At 61.8% G+C, this 14,614-nt stretch carries 14 protein-coding genes; 12 read left to right on the top strand and 2 right to left on the bottom strand.

The features are described 5' to 3' along the window. The first annotated feature begins 1 nt into the window (after position 1). The 10 genes from AC07SZ_RS30810 (at position 2) to AC07SZ_RS30765 (ending at position 9,962) form a co-directional block, all read left to right on the top strand. The gene (locus tag AC07SZ_RS30810; RefSeq protein WP_494917274.1) at positions 2 to 802 is read left to right on the top strand and encodes an ABC transporter permease; all 801 of its coding nucleotides are present in this window, start codon (positions 2 to 4) and stop codon (positions 800 to 802) included. 16 nt (positions 803 to 818) lie between these two features. Continuing rightward, complete coding sequence (locus AC07SZ_RS30805; RefSeq protein ID WP_245303389.1) at positions 819 to 2,165, top strand: NAD(P)/FAD-dependent oxidoreductase; 1,347 nt, start codon at positions 819 to 821, stop codon at positions 2,163 to 2,165. 12 nt (positions 2,166 to 2,177) lie between these two features. Beyond that, positions 2,178 to 2,984 (top strand): IclR family transcriptional regulator, encoded by an 807-nt coding sequence (locus AC07SZ_RS30800; RefSeq protein WP_172374461.1) that lies wholly within the window; start codon positions 2,178 to 2,180, stop codon positions 2,982 to 2,984. A gap of 259 nt (positions 2,985 to 3,243) precedes the next feature. Beyond that, a complete protein-coding gene (locus AC07SZ_RS30795; RefSeq protein WP_056566374.1) occupies positions 3,244 to 4,734 on the top strand; it encodes an aldehyde dehydrogenase in 1,491 nt (496 codons plus the stop codon). Between the two features lie 68 nt (positions 4,735 to 4,802). Beyond that, on the top strand, positions 4,803 to 6,848 hold the full coding sequence (locus AC07SZ_RS30790) for an oxidoreductase (protein ID WP_494917272.1): 2,046 nt from the start codon (positions 4,803 to 4,805) through the stop codon (positions 6,846 to 6,848). A 21-nt stretch (positions 6,849 to 6,869) separates the two neighbouring features. Continuing rightward, entirely contained in the window at positions 6,870 to 8,180 is a 1,311-nt protein-coding gene (locus AC07SZ_RS30785) for an aspartate aminotransferase family protein (protein ID WP_056566202.1), read from the top strand. Between the two features lie 44 nt (positions 8,181 to 8,224). Then, the gene (locus AC07SZ_RS30780) at positions 8,225 to 8,608 is read left to right on the top strand and encodes a RidA family protein (protein WP_494917271.1); all 384 of its coding nucleotides are present in this window, start codon (positions 8,225 to 8,227) and stop codon (positions 8,606 to 8,608) included. A gap of 10 nt (positions 8,609 to 8,618) precedes the next feature. After that, positions 8,619 to 9,494: a beta-keto acid cleavage family enzyme gene (locus tag AC07SZ_RS30775; protein WP_494917270.1), complete on the top strand. Its 876-nt coding sequence runs from the start codon at positions 8,619 to 8,621 to the stop codon at positions 9,492 to 9,494. An 11-nt stretch (positions 9,495 to 9,505) separates the two neighbouring features. Next, entirely contained in the window at positions 9,506 to 9,775 is a 270-nt protein-coding gene (locus AC07SZ_RS30770) for a hypothetical protein (protein WP_494917268.1), read from the top strand. Between the two features lie 4 nt (positions 9,776 to 9,779). Then, entirely contained in the window at positions 9,780 to 9,962 is a 183-nt protein-coding gene (locus AC07SZ_RS30765) for a hypothetical protein (RefSeq protein ID WP_494917266.1), read from the top strand. 464 nt (positions 9,963 to 10,426) lie between these two features. On the opposite strand, the gene lhgO is transcribed toward AC07SZ_RS30765, so the two are convergent. Next, positions 10,427 to 11,635, bottom strand: coding sequence for an L-2-hydroxyglutarate oxidase (lhgO, locus tag AC07SZ_RS30760; RefSeq protein WP_494917324.1), 1,209 nt, complete (start codon positions 11,633 to 11,635; stop codon positions 10,427 to 10,429). A 26-nt stretch (positions 11,636 to 11,661) separates the two neighbouring features. Then, positions 11,662 to 12,384: an ABC transporter ATP-binding protein gene (locus tag AC07SZ_RS30755; RefSeq protein WP_494917265.1), complete on the bottom strand. Its 723-nt coding sequence runs from the start codon at positions 12,382 to 12,384 to the stop codon at positions 11,662 to 11,664. A 165-nt stretch (positions 12,385 to 12,549) separates the two neighbouring features. Here AC07SZ_RS30755 and AC07SZ_RS30750 point away from each other — a divergent pair, with 165 nt between their 5' ends. Then, positions 12,550 to 13,746: an ABC transporter substrate-binding protein gene (locus AC07SZ_RS30750; RefSeq protein WP_172374458.1), complete on the top strand. Its 1,197-nt coding sequence runs from the start codon at positions 12,550 to 12,552 to the stop codon at positions 13,744 to 13,746. Between the two features lie 95 nt (positions 13,747 to 13,841). Further along, positions 13,842 to 14,612 (top strand): ABC transporter ATP-binding protein, encoded by a 771-nt coding sequence (locus AC07SZ_RS30745; protein WP_056566222.1) that lies wholly within the window; start codon positions 13,842 to 13,844, stop codon positions 14,610 to 14,612. The last annotated feature ends 2 nt before the right edge of the window (positions 14,613 to 14,614 follow it).

Genomic DNA, 14,614 nt, shown 5'->3' with positions numbered 1-14,614 from the left:
CATGGGCCGCCGCGTCTACACCGAGTTTCCCGCCTACATTCGCATACCGCTTTACGGATTTGTTGGGATCGCTCTTCTCCTGCTGGTCCTGCCGCTGGCAGTCGCTCTCCCGATTTCGTTCAATGCCGATCCCTGGTTCACCTACCCATTCCGTGCAGTGTCTCTCCGCTGGTTCGAACAGCTCTTTTCCTCGCCCCTGTGGATCGGGGCGATGATCAACAGTCTGGTGATTGCGATTTCGACCACCGTCGTTGCCACGACGCTGGGCACACTCGCGGCAATCGGCCTCGTCAATCCAAGGTTTCCTTTCCGGACGGCAGTAATGGCGCTTGCCATCTCGCCCATGATCGTTCCCGTCGTCGTGCTGGGTCTCGGCCTGTTCATTTTCTTTTCGCCGCTCGGCCTCAACTATTCCTACGCTGGCGTCGTCATTGCCCACACCATTCTGGCCTCGCCCTTCGTTGTCATCACTGTCACGGCGGCACTGACGCGCTTCGACTTCAACCTGATGCGGGCTGCGGCAGGTCTTGGCGCCGGCCGCGTAACGGCATTTCGAACGGTGATGCTTCCAATCATCGCGCCAGGCGTGGCCGCGGGGGCGGTCTTCGCCTTTGCCTCGTCATTCGACGAAGTGGTGATGGTCCTGTTCATTGCCGGACCTCAGCAGCGCACGCTTCCAAAGCAGATGTTCACGGGACTGCGTGAGCAACTCGATCCCACGATCCTCGCTGCGGCCGCGGTGATGATCATACTGACGAGTTGCCTGATGGCCGTAGCCTACAACGCCAACAAGAATAGGTAAGGTGATGCTGCACATCATGTCGCAAGAGACCGGGACGAGCGGGGCGGCGGAAGCCGGATTGTTCGCCGACGATTATCTCGAGGAGCCCTATTGGTGGTCGGCGGCGCCGCTGCCCTCCGTCAGCGAGAACATGGAACCGGCGTTGCTTGACGGTAGGGCGGACGTCGTCGTCGTTGGCAGCGGCATCACGGGTCTGGTCGCCGCGCTGCATCTGGCGCGCGAGGGTTGTGACGTTGCCGTTCTCGATGCGCAGAGGATCGGCGAAGGCGCCGCACGCCGCAATGCCGGTTTCGTTGGCCGCACGCTCAAGCGGTCCGTTGAATGGCTGACGGCAAAGTCCGGGCGCGACCACGCGGTGCGGGTCTATCGCGAGCTTGATGCCGCTCTCCGTGGGGTCCAGGCCTTCGTCGACCGCGAACGGATCGAATGCCACTACCAAACCTGCGGCCGCTTCATTGCCGCCAATTCGAACGCCCATTTTCGAGCGTTGGTTACAGAACTCGAACAGACCCGACAGGCCGTCGGCTTTGACTATTCCGTGGTCGAGAAGCATGAAGTTCGATCGGAGATCGCCTCTGACGGCTACCATGGCGGCGCGGTCATTCCAGACCTCGGTTCGATTCATCCAGGGCTTTATCACGCAGGCCTTGTCCGCAAGGCGCTCGAAGCCGGCGTCAGGCTGTACCCCCTCACGAATGTGGTGGGCGTCGATCATGACGCGCGTGGGAAGACCGTTCGAACGTCGAGAGGCGGCATTGCCGCCCGTCATGTCATTATCGCGACCAATGGCTATACGAGCCGCGACCTGAAATGGCTTGCAAGGCGGGTCATTCCGTTCCGCGGCTTTCTGATTGCAACCGAGCTGTTGCCGCCGGAAACGATCGACAGGGTCATACCGCACCGCCGTACCTATCTCGATACCAAGATGAATATCGATTTCCTGCGCCCGGCACCCGATTCGAGCCGCCTTCTCTTTGGTGGCATGACCGGTACGGCGAGCCCGACGGCGACGCCTCTCGCCGGAGCGCTACGCGATCGCCTGGTGAGGATTCTGCCTGATCTCAAGGGTGTCCGGCTCAGTCGTGCCTGGACCGGGCACTGCGCTGGAACTTTCGATTTCATGCCCCATATCGGAACGAAGGACGGCGTGCATTTCGCTCTCGGCTACAACTTCGCCGGCATTCCGCTCGGAACACATTTCGGGGAGAAACTTGCAGCCAGAATTCTTGAACGAGGAGACCCGTCGTCCGTCTTCGATGTCGAAAAATTCCCCACGGCCCCGTTCTATGGCGGCTCCCCGTGGTTCGTGCCCTTGGCTATGCGCTATTTCGACTGGCATGATGATCGAATCGCAAAGGGCTAGAGCGCGGACATCATGGACAAGAGCACATCGAGCAAGACGGCGACAGAAAAGCCGTTGGAACGCTATGTCCGTATTCTCGAGATCGTAGCCGGCTTTCCGGACGGCATTTCGGGAACGACCGTCGGCGAGATGCTCGATTTGCCGAAAGCCTCGGCCTACAGGCTGATGAAGAGTCTGGCCGATGTTGAGTTGATCGAGCAAAGCGGCCCAAAGACGGCCACCTTCAAGCTCGGGCGACGGCTGGAAAGGCTGCTCTTTTCTGGCGTCAGCGACGAATGGCTCAAGGTCGTCGCGCGGCCCACCCTCCAGGAACTATCCGAACAGACGGGGCAAGCCTGCTTCATCGCGCGACTTTCCGGCAATACCGTCCGCAGCGTGGACATGGTCTCGCCTGGCAATCTGGTCAGGGCCTACATCGTTCCAGGGCTTGAAATCCCGGCCCATGCCGGCGCCTCCGCCAAAGCGATCCTCGCCTTTCAGGACCCCGACTTTATCGCTTCCGTGCTTGACAGGCCGTTGAAGCGGTTCACCGCAGCCACAAAAATCGACTTCGCCCAGCTTCTGGGCGAGTTGGAGACCGTGCGCAAAACCGGCGTGGCATATTGCATCGGGGAGGATGTGGATGGATTTGCCGGGATCGCCGCCCCGATCAGGATCGAGGGCCAGCGTACGCTGCACAGCCTCTGCGTGACGGGCACGATCCATGGGATCCTGGAGGCCAATCGAGACCGTAACGTCTCGCTCATCAAGCGACTCGCGGAGAAACTTTCCAAGATACTCGAAAAGCAATTCCAGCTGACCGTGAAATCCAGCACTTGACTGGAAAGTAATCTCTCTATTTCGAAGCGCCTGGGAATGCTCTATGGCGCTCTATTTGGCATTTATATTAAAGATCGACGCTCGTTGATTTGGGATCTTCGGGTTTCGTCCTGGTATTTTTCTAGGTAGGACTCTCCTAGATTAGCCTTTTCAGCGAGAAATCAACCTCTCGGTCGATTTTATATTGACACGAAACACGCCCTCGGCCTACTTTCTCGTAAATTGATTTATGGTATCGATTATCGAGAAAGGCAATTCAATGACCGTGATCGACTGGCGGCTGGCCGCCTCCAATCTCACCCTGCGCGGGCAATCCTTCATAGACGGCAGGTTCGTCGACGCTGTGTCCGGTGGCGTGTTCGGCGCGATCAATCCCGCCAACGGGACAACGCTGACCCAGGTCGCGTCTTGCGACGCGGCGGATGTTGACTTGGCGGTACGTTCCGCGCGGAGGGCTTTCGACTCTGGTTCCTGGTCGCGGCGCTCGCCGAGCGAGCGCAAGAAAGTGCTGCAGCGGTTCGCCGAGCTGATGCATCAACACGGTGATGAACTGGCCTTGCTTGAGACCCTGAACATGGGCAAGCCGATCTCCGATGCACGGTCCATCGACGTCCCGGGATCGGCCAATACGATCGCCTGGTACGCCGAGGCTATCGACAAGATTTACGACGAGATCGCTCCGACCGGCGGCGGCGCACTGGGCATGATCACGCGCGAGCCCGTAGGCGTTGTGGCAGCGGTCGTTCCATGGAATTTTCCATTGCTGATGGCATGCTGGAAACTCGGACCGGCACTTGCAGCGGGCAATTCAGTCATCCTCAAGCCAGCCGAGCAGTCGCCGCTTTCCGCCATTCGGCTCGCGGAGCTCGCGGCGGAAGCCGGCATTCCGGATGGCGTGTTCAACGTGGTTACCGGCCTTGGCGAGACCGCGGGCAAGGCACTTGGCTTGCACATGGACGTCGACGCGGTGACGTTCACCGGCTCGACTGAAGTCGGCAAGCTCTTCATGAGCTATTCTGCCCAGTCGAACATGAAGCGCGTTGCGCTCGAATGCGGCGGCAAGACCCCGCATATCGTCATGGCCGATTGTGGCAACCTCGATGAAGCCGCGACGGCGGCGGCCTATGGCATCTTTTTCAACCAGGGTGAGGTCTGCAACGCCGGCTCGCGCCTGCTGGTCGACGCCAAGATCAAGGATGTGTTCCTGGAGAAGGTTATCGCCGTCGGGAAAACGCTTACCATTGGCGATCCCCTTGACGCCGCCACGAAGCTTGGCGCCATGGTCAGCCAGGTCCAGATGGACCGTGTGCTCGACTACATCGACATCGGTGCCAGGGAAGGCGCCGAGCTCAAGTCCGGCGGCAAGCGTGTCCTCGGCGAGACCGGCGGCTACTACATCGAACCGACCGTCTTCGACAATGTCAGCAACAAGATGAGGATTGCGCAGGAGGAGATCTTCGGTCCCGTCCTTGCCACGATCTCCTTTTCCGGGGCTGAAGAAGCAGTCGCGCTTGCCAACGACACCATCTACGGCCTCGCCGCCGCGGTGTGGACCGATAACATCGACGTCGCGCTCTCCACCGCCCGACGGCTAAGAGCGGGTTCGGTCTGGGTCAACAATTTCGACGAGAGCAACATCACGATGCCCTTCGGCGGCTACAAGCAGTCGGGCTTCGGACGGGACAAATCGCTGCATGCGATCGACAAATACACCGAGCTCAAGGCAACCTGGATCAAGATCCGCGCCTAGAGCCGGATCATCCCCCTGACCAAGCACGTCTCCTCGCCCTATGATGCGAGGTACAGAAAGAGCCACGCATGCGGGATCCACGCTTCGATATCCTGTTCGAGCCGGTACAGATCGGACCTGTTGTCGCCCGCAACCGATTCTACCAGACACCTCACTGCAACGGCATGGGCAATTTGCGACCGCAAGCCCATGCCGCGATGCGCGGTATCAAGGCCGAAGGCGGATGGGCGGTGGTCAACACCGAGCATTGCTCGGTTCATCCCTCTGGCGACCTCATGCCGGAGGTTCTGCAGATGCTGTGGGATGACGGCGACATTCCTCCGCTCGCATTGATGGTCGAAGCGGTCCACGAGCACGGCTCGCTCGCCGGCGTCCAACTTGCCTACCCCGCCTACTACAATGCCAATCGCATGACCCGCGAAGTGCCGCTCGGCCCGATGGACCGGCCCGTCAGCGGACACCATCCGGTCCAGGTTCGCGCCATGGACAAATCCGACATCAAGGCGCTGCTGGGTTGGTGGAAGGCCGCGGCGCAGCGTGCGCGCAAGGCCGGCTTCGACATCCTCAATGTCGACGGCAATTTTTCCACCATCGCCTTCCAATTCATCTCGCCCCGCAATCAACGAACCGACGAATATGGCGGCTCGCTGAAGAACCGGGTCCGCCTGCTGAAGGAGTTGATCGAGGCGACGCGAGAGGGTGGCGGCGATGCCTGCGCTGTCAGCGTACGCTTGATCATTGATGAGCTGTTTGGCCCCGAGGGCCTTCGCGTCGCGGAGGAGGGGATCGAGGCGATCAGCCTGCTCGCCGAACTGCCGGACCTGTGGGATCTCGTGGTAGGAACCTGGGCGGACGATTCACCAACCTCGCGCTTCGCATCGGAGAACGACCACGAGCCGTTCATGACCGGGATCAAGGGCGTCACCACCAGGCCGGTCGTGGGTGTAGGGCGCTTCACCTCGCCCGACACCATGGCGAGCCTGATCCGCCGCGGCGTGCTTGACATGATTGGCGCCGCGCGCCCGTCGATCGCGGATCCCTTCCTGCCGAAGAAGATCGAGGAGGGTCGCTACGAGGACATCCGCGAGTGCATCGGCTGCAATATCTGCGTGTCGAGCCACTTTGCCATGACGAACCTGCGCTGCACGCAGAATCCGACGATGGGCGAGGAATGGCGGCGAGGCTGGCACCCCGAACGAATTTCCGCCAGATCAAGCGATGCGACCGTGCTCGTGGTCGGCGGTGGACCGGCGGGCCTCGAATGCGCCCGGGCCCTCGGGCAGCGCGGCTACCAGGTAACCCTGGCTGAGCGGCAGAACCGTCTCGGTGGCCGTGTGACCCTCGAGGGCGAGCTGCCGGGCCTGCGTGAGTGGCTGAGGGTTCGGGACTGGCGCATCACGCAGATCGACAAGCTCAGGAATGTCGGGGTCTATCTCGAAAGCGATCTCGGATTGGCCGACATTCTCGAATTCGACGCAGATGAGGTCGTGCTGGCGACTGGGTCTCAATGGCGCGCCGATGGAGTAGGGCGCGCGGCGTTCAAACCGCTTGCCCTGTCGGCCGGAGTGCCTGTCTTCACGCCGGACGACATTATGGGCGGCAACATCCCTTCAGGGCGGATTATCGTCTATGACGACGACCACTATTACATGGGCGCCGTGATCGCCGAAAAGCTGGCGCTAGCGGGCAAAACAGTCACGTTGGTCACGCCGGCGGCCGACGTCTCCTCCTTCACCGTCAATACCCTTGAAAACATCCGCACGGCCAAGCGGCTCCATGAGCGCGGCGTCGGGATGGTTACGCATATGGCGCTGGCCGGCACCCGAGACAGCCTGGCACTCTTCGTCGATGCGCGAACCGGGGCCACGGCGCACAAGGAGGCCGACGCCCTTGTCCTCGTCACGGCTCGGCTGCCGCGCAACGAACTGTTTGAAGCACTGACCGCGCGTCTTGATCAGGGCAATGCAGGCCGCCTGCGCCGCGTCTCACGCATCGGGGATTGCGAAGCGCCGGCTGCCATTTATGCCGCCGTATACTCAGGCCACCGTTTTGCTCAAGAATTCGAGAGCGGCAACCCGACGTTGCGTCGCGAGCGGATCAACCTTGCCACCTAGAACCAAGCGATGAGCATTCTCATGTCAGCACCAGCGACACCAAATTCCGAAAAGCTCTATGCCCGCGCCCGCGAGGTCATGCCTGGCGGAAACACCCGTACGACTGTCTATCGAAAACCACATCAGATTTATGCCTGGCGCGGCGATGGGTGCCGGATCACCGATGTCGATTGCCATGTCCGGATCGACGCCTTGGGAAACTTCACCTCTCTGATCCATGGCTATGGCAACCGCCGGATTCTCGAGGCGGCTACACGGCAGCTCGAAGCCGGAACTTGTTTCGGCATGCCCACCGAGAGCGAGATCCGACTGTCGGAAATACTGTGCGATCGTTTGCCGTCCGTCGAGCAGCTTCGCTACACCAATTCCGGCACGGAAGCGGTGATGAACGCGATCAAGGCCGCGCGCGCCTATACCGGCCGACCGAAGATTGCAAAATGCGAGGGCGCCTACCACGGGACCTACGATCCGGCCGAGACAAGCCAGGACGCCAGCCCCGCTACCTGGGGCGATATCGACAGGCCGGGATCCGTGCCGACCGCCAAAGGGACACCCCAGGGCGTGCTCGACGATGTCGTCGTCATTCCCTTCAATAATACCCCGGTCGCCGAGGCCATTCTGCGCGCCAGCGGCAACAGCCTTGCCGCCGTGCTCGTTGATGTCATGCCCAACCGCGCCGGTCTCGTCCCGGCAAAGCCCGAATATCTGGCCATGCTGCGCCGCGTCACGCGCGAACTCGGAGCCTTGCTGATCCTTGACGAGGTCATCACGTTTCGCCTTGGTTACAATGGCGCACAGGGCCGTTTCGACATCGACCCGGACCTCACAACGCTCGGCAAGATTATCGGCGGCGGCTTTGCAATCGGGGCCATCGGCGGTCGCGCGGAAGTGATGTCGGTGTTCGATCCGAGCAAGGGCCAGCCCGCGGTGCCGCATGGCGGCACGTTCAGTGCCAATCCCATGTCGATGTCGGCCGGGATAGCCGCTCTTGAAGATTTGACGCCTCCTCTATTCGAGAAGCTCGAGGCGCTCGGCGATCGCTTCGACCAAGGGATTCATGCTTGTTTCAGCCGACATGGAATCAAGGGACAGGTGACCGGACTGGGTTCGCTGCGCCGTGTCCACCTGACGGACGCACCGTTGAGCGACTACCGCTCCACATTCGCGGCGGCCGATGGCGGCGCGCGGGTTTCGGCCCTCGCCAAGGCATTGTTCGACCAAGGCGTGATCATTGCGAGCAACGGGCTGATGGCGTTCTCCACCGTCATGGAAGACGCGGATATCGATGAAATAGTGCGGGCCTTCGACCGAGCATTGCCGGCATTCGCATGACGATCAGCGGCAAGGAAAACCTCCGGACAGCCAAGGAGCAGCGAATGAAAAGGCAACGGGTCGACGTGACCAACAACTGGGGAGCGGCTATCGGCTATTCCCGGGCCGTCCGCGCCGGAAACACCATTGTCGTATCGGGCACCTCGGCCTCTGGATCCAACGGCACGCTTCACCCCGGTGACGCGGAGGGGCAAGCCATCGTGGTCCTGGAGCGCATCGGCGCGGCGCTACGCCAACTCGACGCCTCGATCGAGGATGTCGTCGAGACGCGTATCTTCCTGCGCGACATGAAGGATTGGGAAGCTGTCGGCAGGGCCCATGGCGCCGTCTTTGGCGACGTTCGACCGGCCACGACGATGGTTCAGGGGGCGCTCATCGACGACAGCCTGCTCGTCGAGATCGCCGCCACGGCTATCCTTGCAAGCTGAAAGAAATCACATGTCCAGGGACACCATCATTACCTGCGCCGTGACCGGCAGCCTCACGCGGTTGGAAGACAATGAAAATTTGCCGGTCACGCCGGAACAGATCGCGGCCTCCGCACTCGAGGCGGCCGATGCGGGCGCGGCCATCCTGCATCTTCATGTCCGCCATCCCGACGGTCGACCGTCGATGGAACGCGATCACTATCGCGAACTCGTTCGCCTGATCCGCGCCAAGAACACGGAGGTGATCCTCAATATCACCACCGGCCCCGGCGGCCGGTTCCAACCCGGTGAAGAGGATCCCAAAATTGCCGGCCCACGGACGAATTTCGTGACAGCCGAGCGCCGCGTCGAGCACATCCGCGATCTGCGGCCCGATATCTGCACCCTGGATCTCAATACGATGACGTTCGGGACTGAGGTGGTCATCAATACACCACCTTACGTCAAGAGGATGGCCGAGATCATTTATGATTGCGGAGTACGACCCGAGTTCGAGCTTTTCGACAGCGGTGACATCAGCCTGCTCAACGACTTCCTCGCCAGCGGCGTGTTTCGTGGCCCACCGCTCGCAAGCCTTGTGCTCGGTGTGAAGTACGGTTTCGCGACGACGCCGGAGACGATGATGTTCGCCCGCAACATGCTGCCTCGGGACGCCATCTGGACAGGTTTCGGCATTGGCCGGGCTGCTTATCCGATGTTGATGCAGTCCTACCTGCTCGGCGGCCATGTACGGATCGGCATGGAGGACACTATCCGGATGTCGCGGACCGAACTCGTGAAGAGCAATGCCGAACTCGTCGAGAAGGCGAAATGGCTCCTGGAAAAGCTCGGCGCGACTATCGCCAGTCCAGGCCGGGCAAGATCTGAGCTTTTATTGAAAACTTAGAGGGCATCGCCATGGCCGTCGACAAGAATGCATTCGTCTGGGAATATCCCTTCCTGATCGAAGACCAACTGTCGGAAGTCGAGCGCATGGTGCGCGACGGGGTCGCCGTCTTTGCCGCGGACAAGCTCGCGCCATGGAAGGCCTTTGACCATTGGAACACTGAACATCCGCACATTCATATGCTGGTACGAGGGGGCGCCGACAATGGTGAGAACCTCGTCATCTCGCGCGACTACATCCGCCAGGGCATGCACAACCGGGCGAGCGACATCGCACGGTAGGTCGATGCCGAGCGCTGGACGCAGCTCGACCGTCAACTCGTCGCGCGCGCCCGTCGAAGTCGGGGAGGGCGGCTTCGCTTGCAACCTCATCGACACGCTACGCGATGGAGAGGTGAATGCGCTCGGCGCTCGACTCGCTGCCGAGACCGGACTGCCGTTGCGAGAGCTTCTGAAGCTGACCAGGTAGCTGGCATCTATCGACAGTGCTTTCCGCTCGCCTCCGGCCGCTTCGCGAGCATGTTTCCGGTGTTGCCCGCGAAGGAGGCGGAGTAGATTGGGTCATCGGAAGAAGCGAGCACTTGGGTTGTGAATCCAGACGACTGTCTGGCGAATTTCACGCTTGCAGCGGAATTTCCAGATCCGTAGTCAAACGACAGCCTTGCGTAGCATCTCGGCCGTTCAAATCAGCTTGTGCGTCATCTGAAAGCGGACTTCCGCATCGGTGGCGGAATGTCCGGGACTCGGCCCATTTCGGCGGCGAACGGGCGTTCGGTTGGCTGCGGGTAGGCTACGAGCACAGAGCGTACAACATCCGCGGTTCATGCTGCCGGAATATAGAACTGCTCGGCGGGTGATCGCGCCGGATTGTGGGCGCGTCTCGCGATGCCCGTGCACAGCTTCCAGCCGGCCCTATCCCGATCTGCCGTTTTTTCAGTTCGCTGGCATGCGTCGACGTCCATCCGCCATGCGCCCCACGATCATCTCCGCAATCGGGATCGCCGACGTGGCGGCGGGTGAGGGGGCGTTGCAGACATGCAGCATGCGTTCCGTTTGTGCGAATAGGAAATCGTGGATGAGGGCGCCGTCTTTGCGCACGGCTTGCGCGCGGATGCCTGCTTCGTGCGGGAGCAGGTCGGTGAGGTCGAGGCTCGGGCAGTATTTCCGGCACTCCTCCAGATAGCCTGGCTTCCAGAGCGAGTTACGGAGTTCCGCCAACGCCGATCCGCGGTTGGCGAACACGGTCTTCCAGAAGCCGGGAAACAGCGCGTAGTCGGCCATGTCCAAAACATTGAACGAAAGCCGTGGATAGCCCTCGCGGGCAAAGCCGATCACGGCATTCGGCCCGACCGTGACGCTGCCGTCGATCATCCGCGTCAGGTGCACGCCGAGGAAGGGCAAGGCGGGATCCGGGACGGGATAGATCAGATGGCGGACGATGTCGTTCTTCGATGCGGGCAGGCGATAGTATTCGCCGCGGAAGGGAATGATGCGATGCTCGATCGAGAGCCCAGCGAGCACGGCCAGCCGGTCCGATTGGAGACCGCCGCAGACCACCAGTTGCTTCGCCTGCCAGTTTTCGCCGACCGACGAGATGTCGACGGAATCCCTGGCTTCGCGAATGCCGGTGACGCGCGTCGACAGGCGGATCTCGCCGCCGAGCGCCTTGATGCGCCTGCCCATGGCCTGGCAGACGTCGGCATAGCTGACGATGCCGGTCGAGGGCACGAAAAGCGCGCCGAGGCCGCTGATGTTCGGTTCCCGCTCCTTCAATTCACCCTCGCTGAGGCTATGGACTTCGATCGTGTTCTGCTTCGAGCGTTCGTGGAGCGCCTCCATGCGCTGCAGTTCGAGGGCGGAGGTGGCGACGAGGAGTTTGCCGCAGACATCGAAGCGGATGCCGTTTTCCTGGCAGAAGGCCTTGGTGGCATCCGCGCCCTTGCGGCAGAGCTCGGCCTTCAGGCTGCCCGGCGGATAGTAGATGCCGGCATGGATGACGCCACTGTTGTGGCCGGTCTGGTGCTTGCCGAGAGCCACCTCCTTCTCCAGGAGGATCAGGCTGCTGCCGGGATAGGTCTCAAGCAGCCGCATGGCCGTCGCCAGGCCGACGATCCCGCCGCCGATGACGCAATAGTCGAAAATCATATGCCTTGCCCCTGTCTGCCTGCTTATGCAGTCTGACGGTCGCCGTAGCCGAAATAGGCCTCTTCCAGCGCATGCCCGTCGGCAAGCTCGCTTGCCGAACCCTCGAGCGCGACATGGCCGTTGCGCAGCACGTAGATGCGGGAAGCGAGGTCGAGGATGCGGGCAGTGGACTGTTCGACGACGAGCAGGCTCAGCCCGCTGGCGTTAAGCTGGCGGAGGCTTTCGTAGACCTGGTCGATCACCAGCGGCGCAAGGCCAAGCGACGGTTCATCGATCATCATCAGCGACGGGCGCTGCAGGATGGCGCGGGCAATGGCAAGCTGCTGCTGCTCGCCGCCGGAAAGGTGGCCGGCAACGCCGCGGTAGCGGTTCCTGAGGATCGGAAAGGTTTCCAGAACCCGCTCCAGGTCGGCGGCCGCTTCGGCCTTGTCCTTGCGAACCATGCCGCCGAGCAACAGGTTTTCCCGCACTGTCAGTGTCCGGAAGATGCTGCGGCCTTCCGGCACCAGTGCCAAACCTTTCCGGCACAGCTTTTCCGGCGCCTGGCCGGCGATCGACTCGCCATTGAGAACAAGCGTGCCCCCCGTCGGCGCCATGAGCCCGGAAATTGACTTCAGAAGCGTGGACTTGCCGGCGCCGTTGGGGCCGACGACGAAAATAATCTCGCCCTTTCTGACCTCAAGATCGACCGATTTCAGGGCAGCAAGCCGGCCATAACCGGCGGTGAGGCCGCGTATTTCAAGCATGTGGTTCCCCTTTGACGGTCTATGGGCGCCGATCGAACTCGGAAGGGCCCCGCCGCATTTTTGCCGTTGACAAAAAAAATCTAACCCGCATTCTGTCTTCTGTCCACAGAGGACTATGTACAAATAATTGAAGCGGTGCACCGCTCACCGCCAAGGGGAACGACGATGAAATCTGTTGCTGTGGCCGCCTCGGCCGCAATCGCCCTTCTGTTGCCTATTGCTGGCGTGCGCGCTGAAGAGCCGATCAAGGTCGGCTTCGCCATCGCAGAATCCGGCTGGCTTTCGAACTACGACAGCGCGCCCTACAAGGCGGCGGTCATGAAGATCGAGGAGATCAACAAGGCTGGCGGCCTGCTGGGACGCCAGATCAAGTATTCCGTCATGGACACCAAGACGGACCAGGCCCGCGCTGCAACCGTCGGCGCGCAGCTCGTCGATAGCGGCGTCGACATGCTGGTCGTCTCCTGTGACTACGATTTTGGCGCCCCGTCTGCGCTCGCCGCCAAGCAGGCGGGCAAGATCGCCTTCAGCTTGTGCGCCGCCGATCCGAAGATGGGCGTGCAGGGCGTCGGCCCGCTCACCTTCACCGCCAACAGCGCGGCGCAGTCGGAAGGCATCGCGATTGCCGAATATGCCCAAAAGAAGATGAGCCTGAAGTCGGTCTACGTGCTCGAAGACCTGACGATCGAATACAACAAGTCGGCCTGCGCCGGATTCCGCGCGGCTTGGGCCGCGGGTGGCGGCGAGGAAACGATCCTCGGCAACGACACCTTCAAGAACGACGACCCGTCGATCGCCTCGCAGATCACCCGCCTCAAGGGGCTTGCAAAACAGCCGGACGCGGTCTTCGTCTGCTCGTTCACGCCGGGTGGCGCTTCTGCAGTGCGCCAGCTGCGCGCCGCCGGCATCGACCAGCCAATCCTCGCCAACACGGCGATGGTCGACAATTATTGGCTCAACGCCGTACCGGGCCTGAAGGATTTCTACCTGCCCGCCTTCATGTCGCTTTACGGCGATGATCCGCGGCCGGAGATGAACAAGTTCCTTGAAAGCCACAAGGCGCGTTACGGCGAGGCGCCGGTCTCCTCCTACTCGGTGCTGGGCTACAGCCTCATCGAGCAGTGGGCGTATGCGGTCGAGCAGGCGAAGACGACTGAATCCGAAGCGGTGGTCGGCGTCATGAACTCCTTCAAGGACCAGCCGTTCACGGCCGGCCCGACCTCGTTTACCGATCAGCTGCATATCCAGGTCGACCGCCCCTGGTTGATCATGAAGGTCGAGAACGGCTCCTTCCATGCCGTCGAGGTCTACCGGAACTCGTTCAAGCCGGACATGAAGCTCCTGTTCCGCGTCGGTCAGTAACCGGCAGCGATCCGCCGGCCGCATGGTGGTGCGGCTGGCGGAACCAAATCTCCTGGCAAATTCATAGTCGAGCTTACTGATAGGTCTCGCCCGGTATGTCACGTCCATCGAAAAGATCGGGATCGAAAGAGCGGCTGGAAGCCCGCGGTGTTGCCGTCGCCTTTGGCGGCATCCGGGCGCTCAGCGGGGTCGACCTCGAACTCAGGCGCGGCGAAGTCCTCGGCCTCATCGGCCCGAACGGCGCCGGCAAGACGACCATGGTCAATGTGCTGAGCGGCTTCCAGCGGCCGACGAGCGGCAGCATCCGCCTTGACGGCATCGACGTCTCACGGCTGACCGCCCGCAAGATCGCCCGGGCCGGCATCGGCCGTAGCTTTCAGGCGGCGCGGCTGTTCCGGACGATGACGGTGGAGCAGAACCTCTCCGTCGCGGCGATCGGCAGTGGGCTGTCTCGTCGGGAGGCACGGGAGCGGGCGCTCGACATCCTCGACTGGATGGGCCTCGCTGGGAAGGCCGACCACCGTTGCGACAGCCTTTCCTATGGCGACGAGCGGCGCGTCGGCATTGCCCGAGCACTTGCCTTGCAGCCGTCCTTCGCGCTGCTCGACGAGCCGGCTTCAGGGATGAATGACGCGGAGTGCGACGCGCTGATGGAGGTCATCGCCGAGCTGCCGGCCCGATTCGGCTGCGGCGTGCTGCTGATCGAACACAACATGAAGGTGATCATGGGGGTGTGCCAGCGCATCCATGTGCTCGATGGCGGGCAGAGCCTCGCCGAGGGTTCGCCGCAGGATATCCAGATGAATCCCGCCGTGCGCCGCGCCTATCTGGGCGAAAAAGCGGCCGACAGTACCCTTGCGATCTAGGA

The organism is Mesorhizobium sp. GW821-FHT07A06, assembly GCF_059419085.1.
This window is presented reverse-complemented; position numbering and strand designations above follow the sequence as displayed.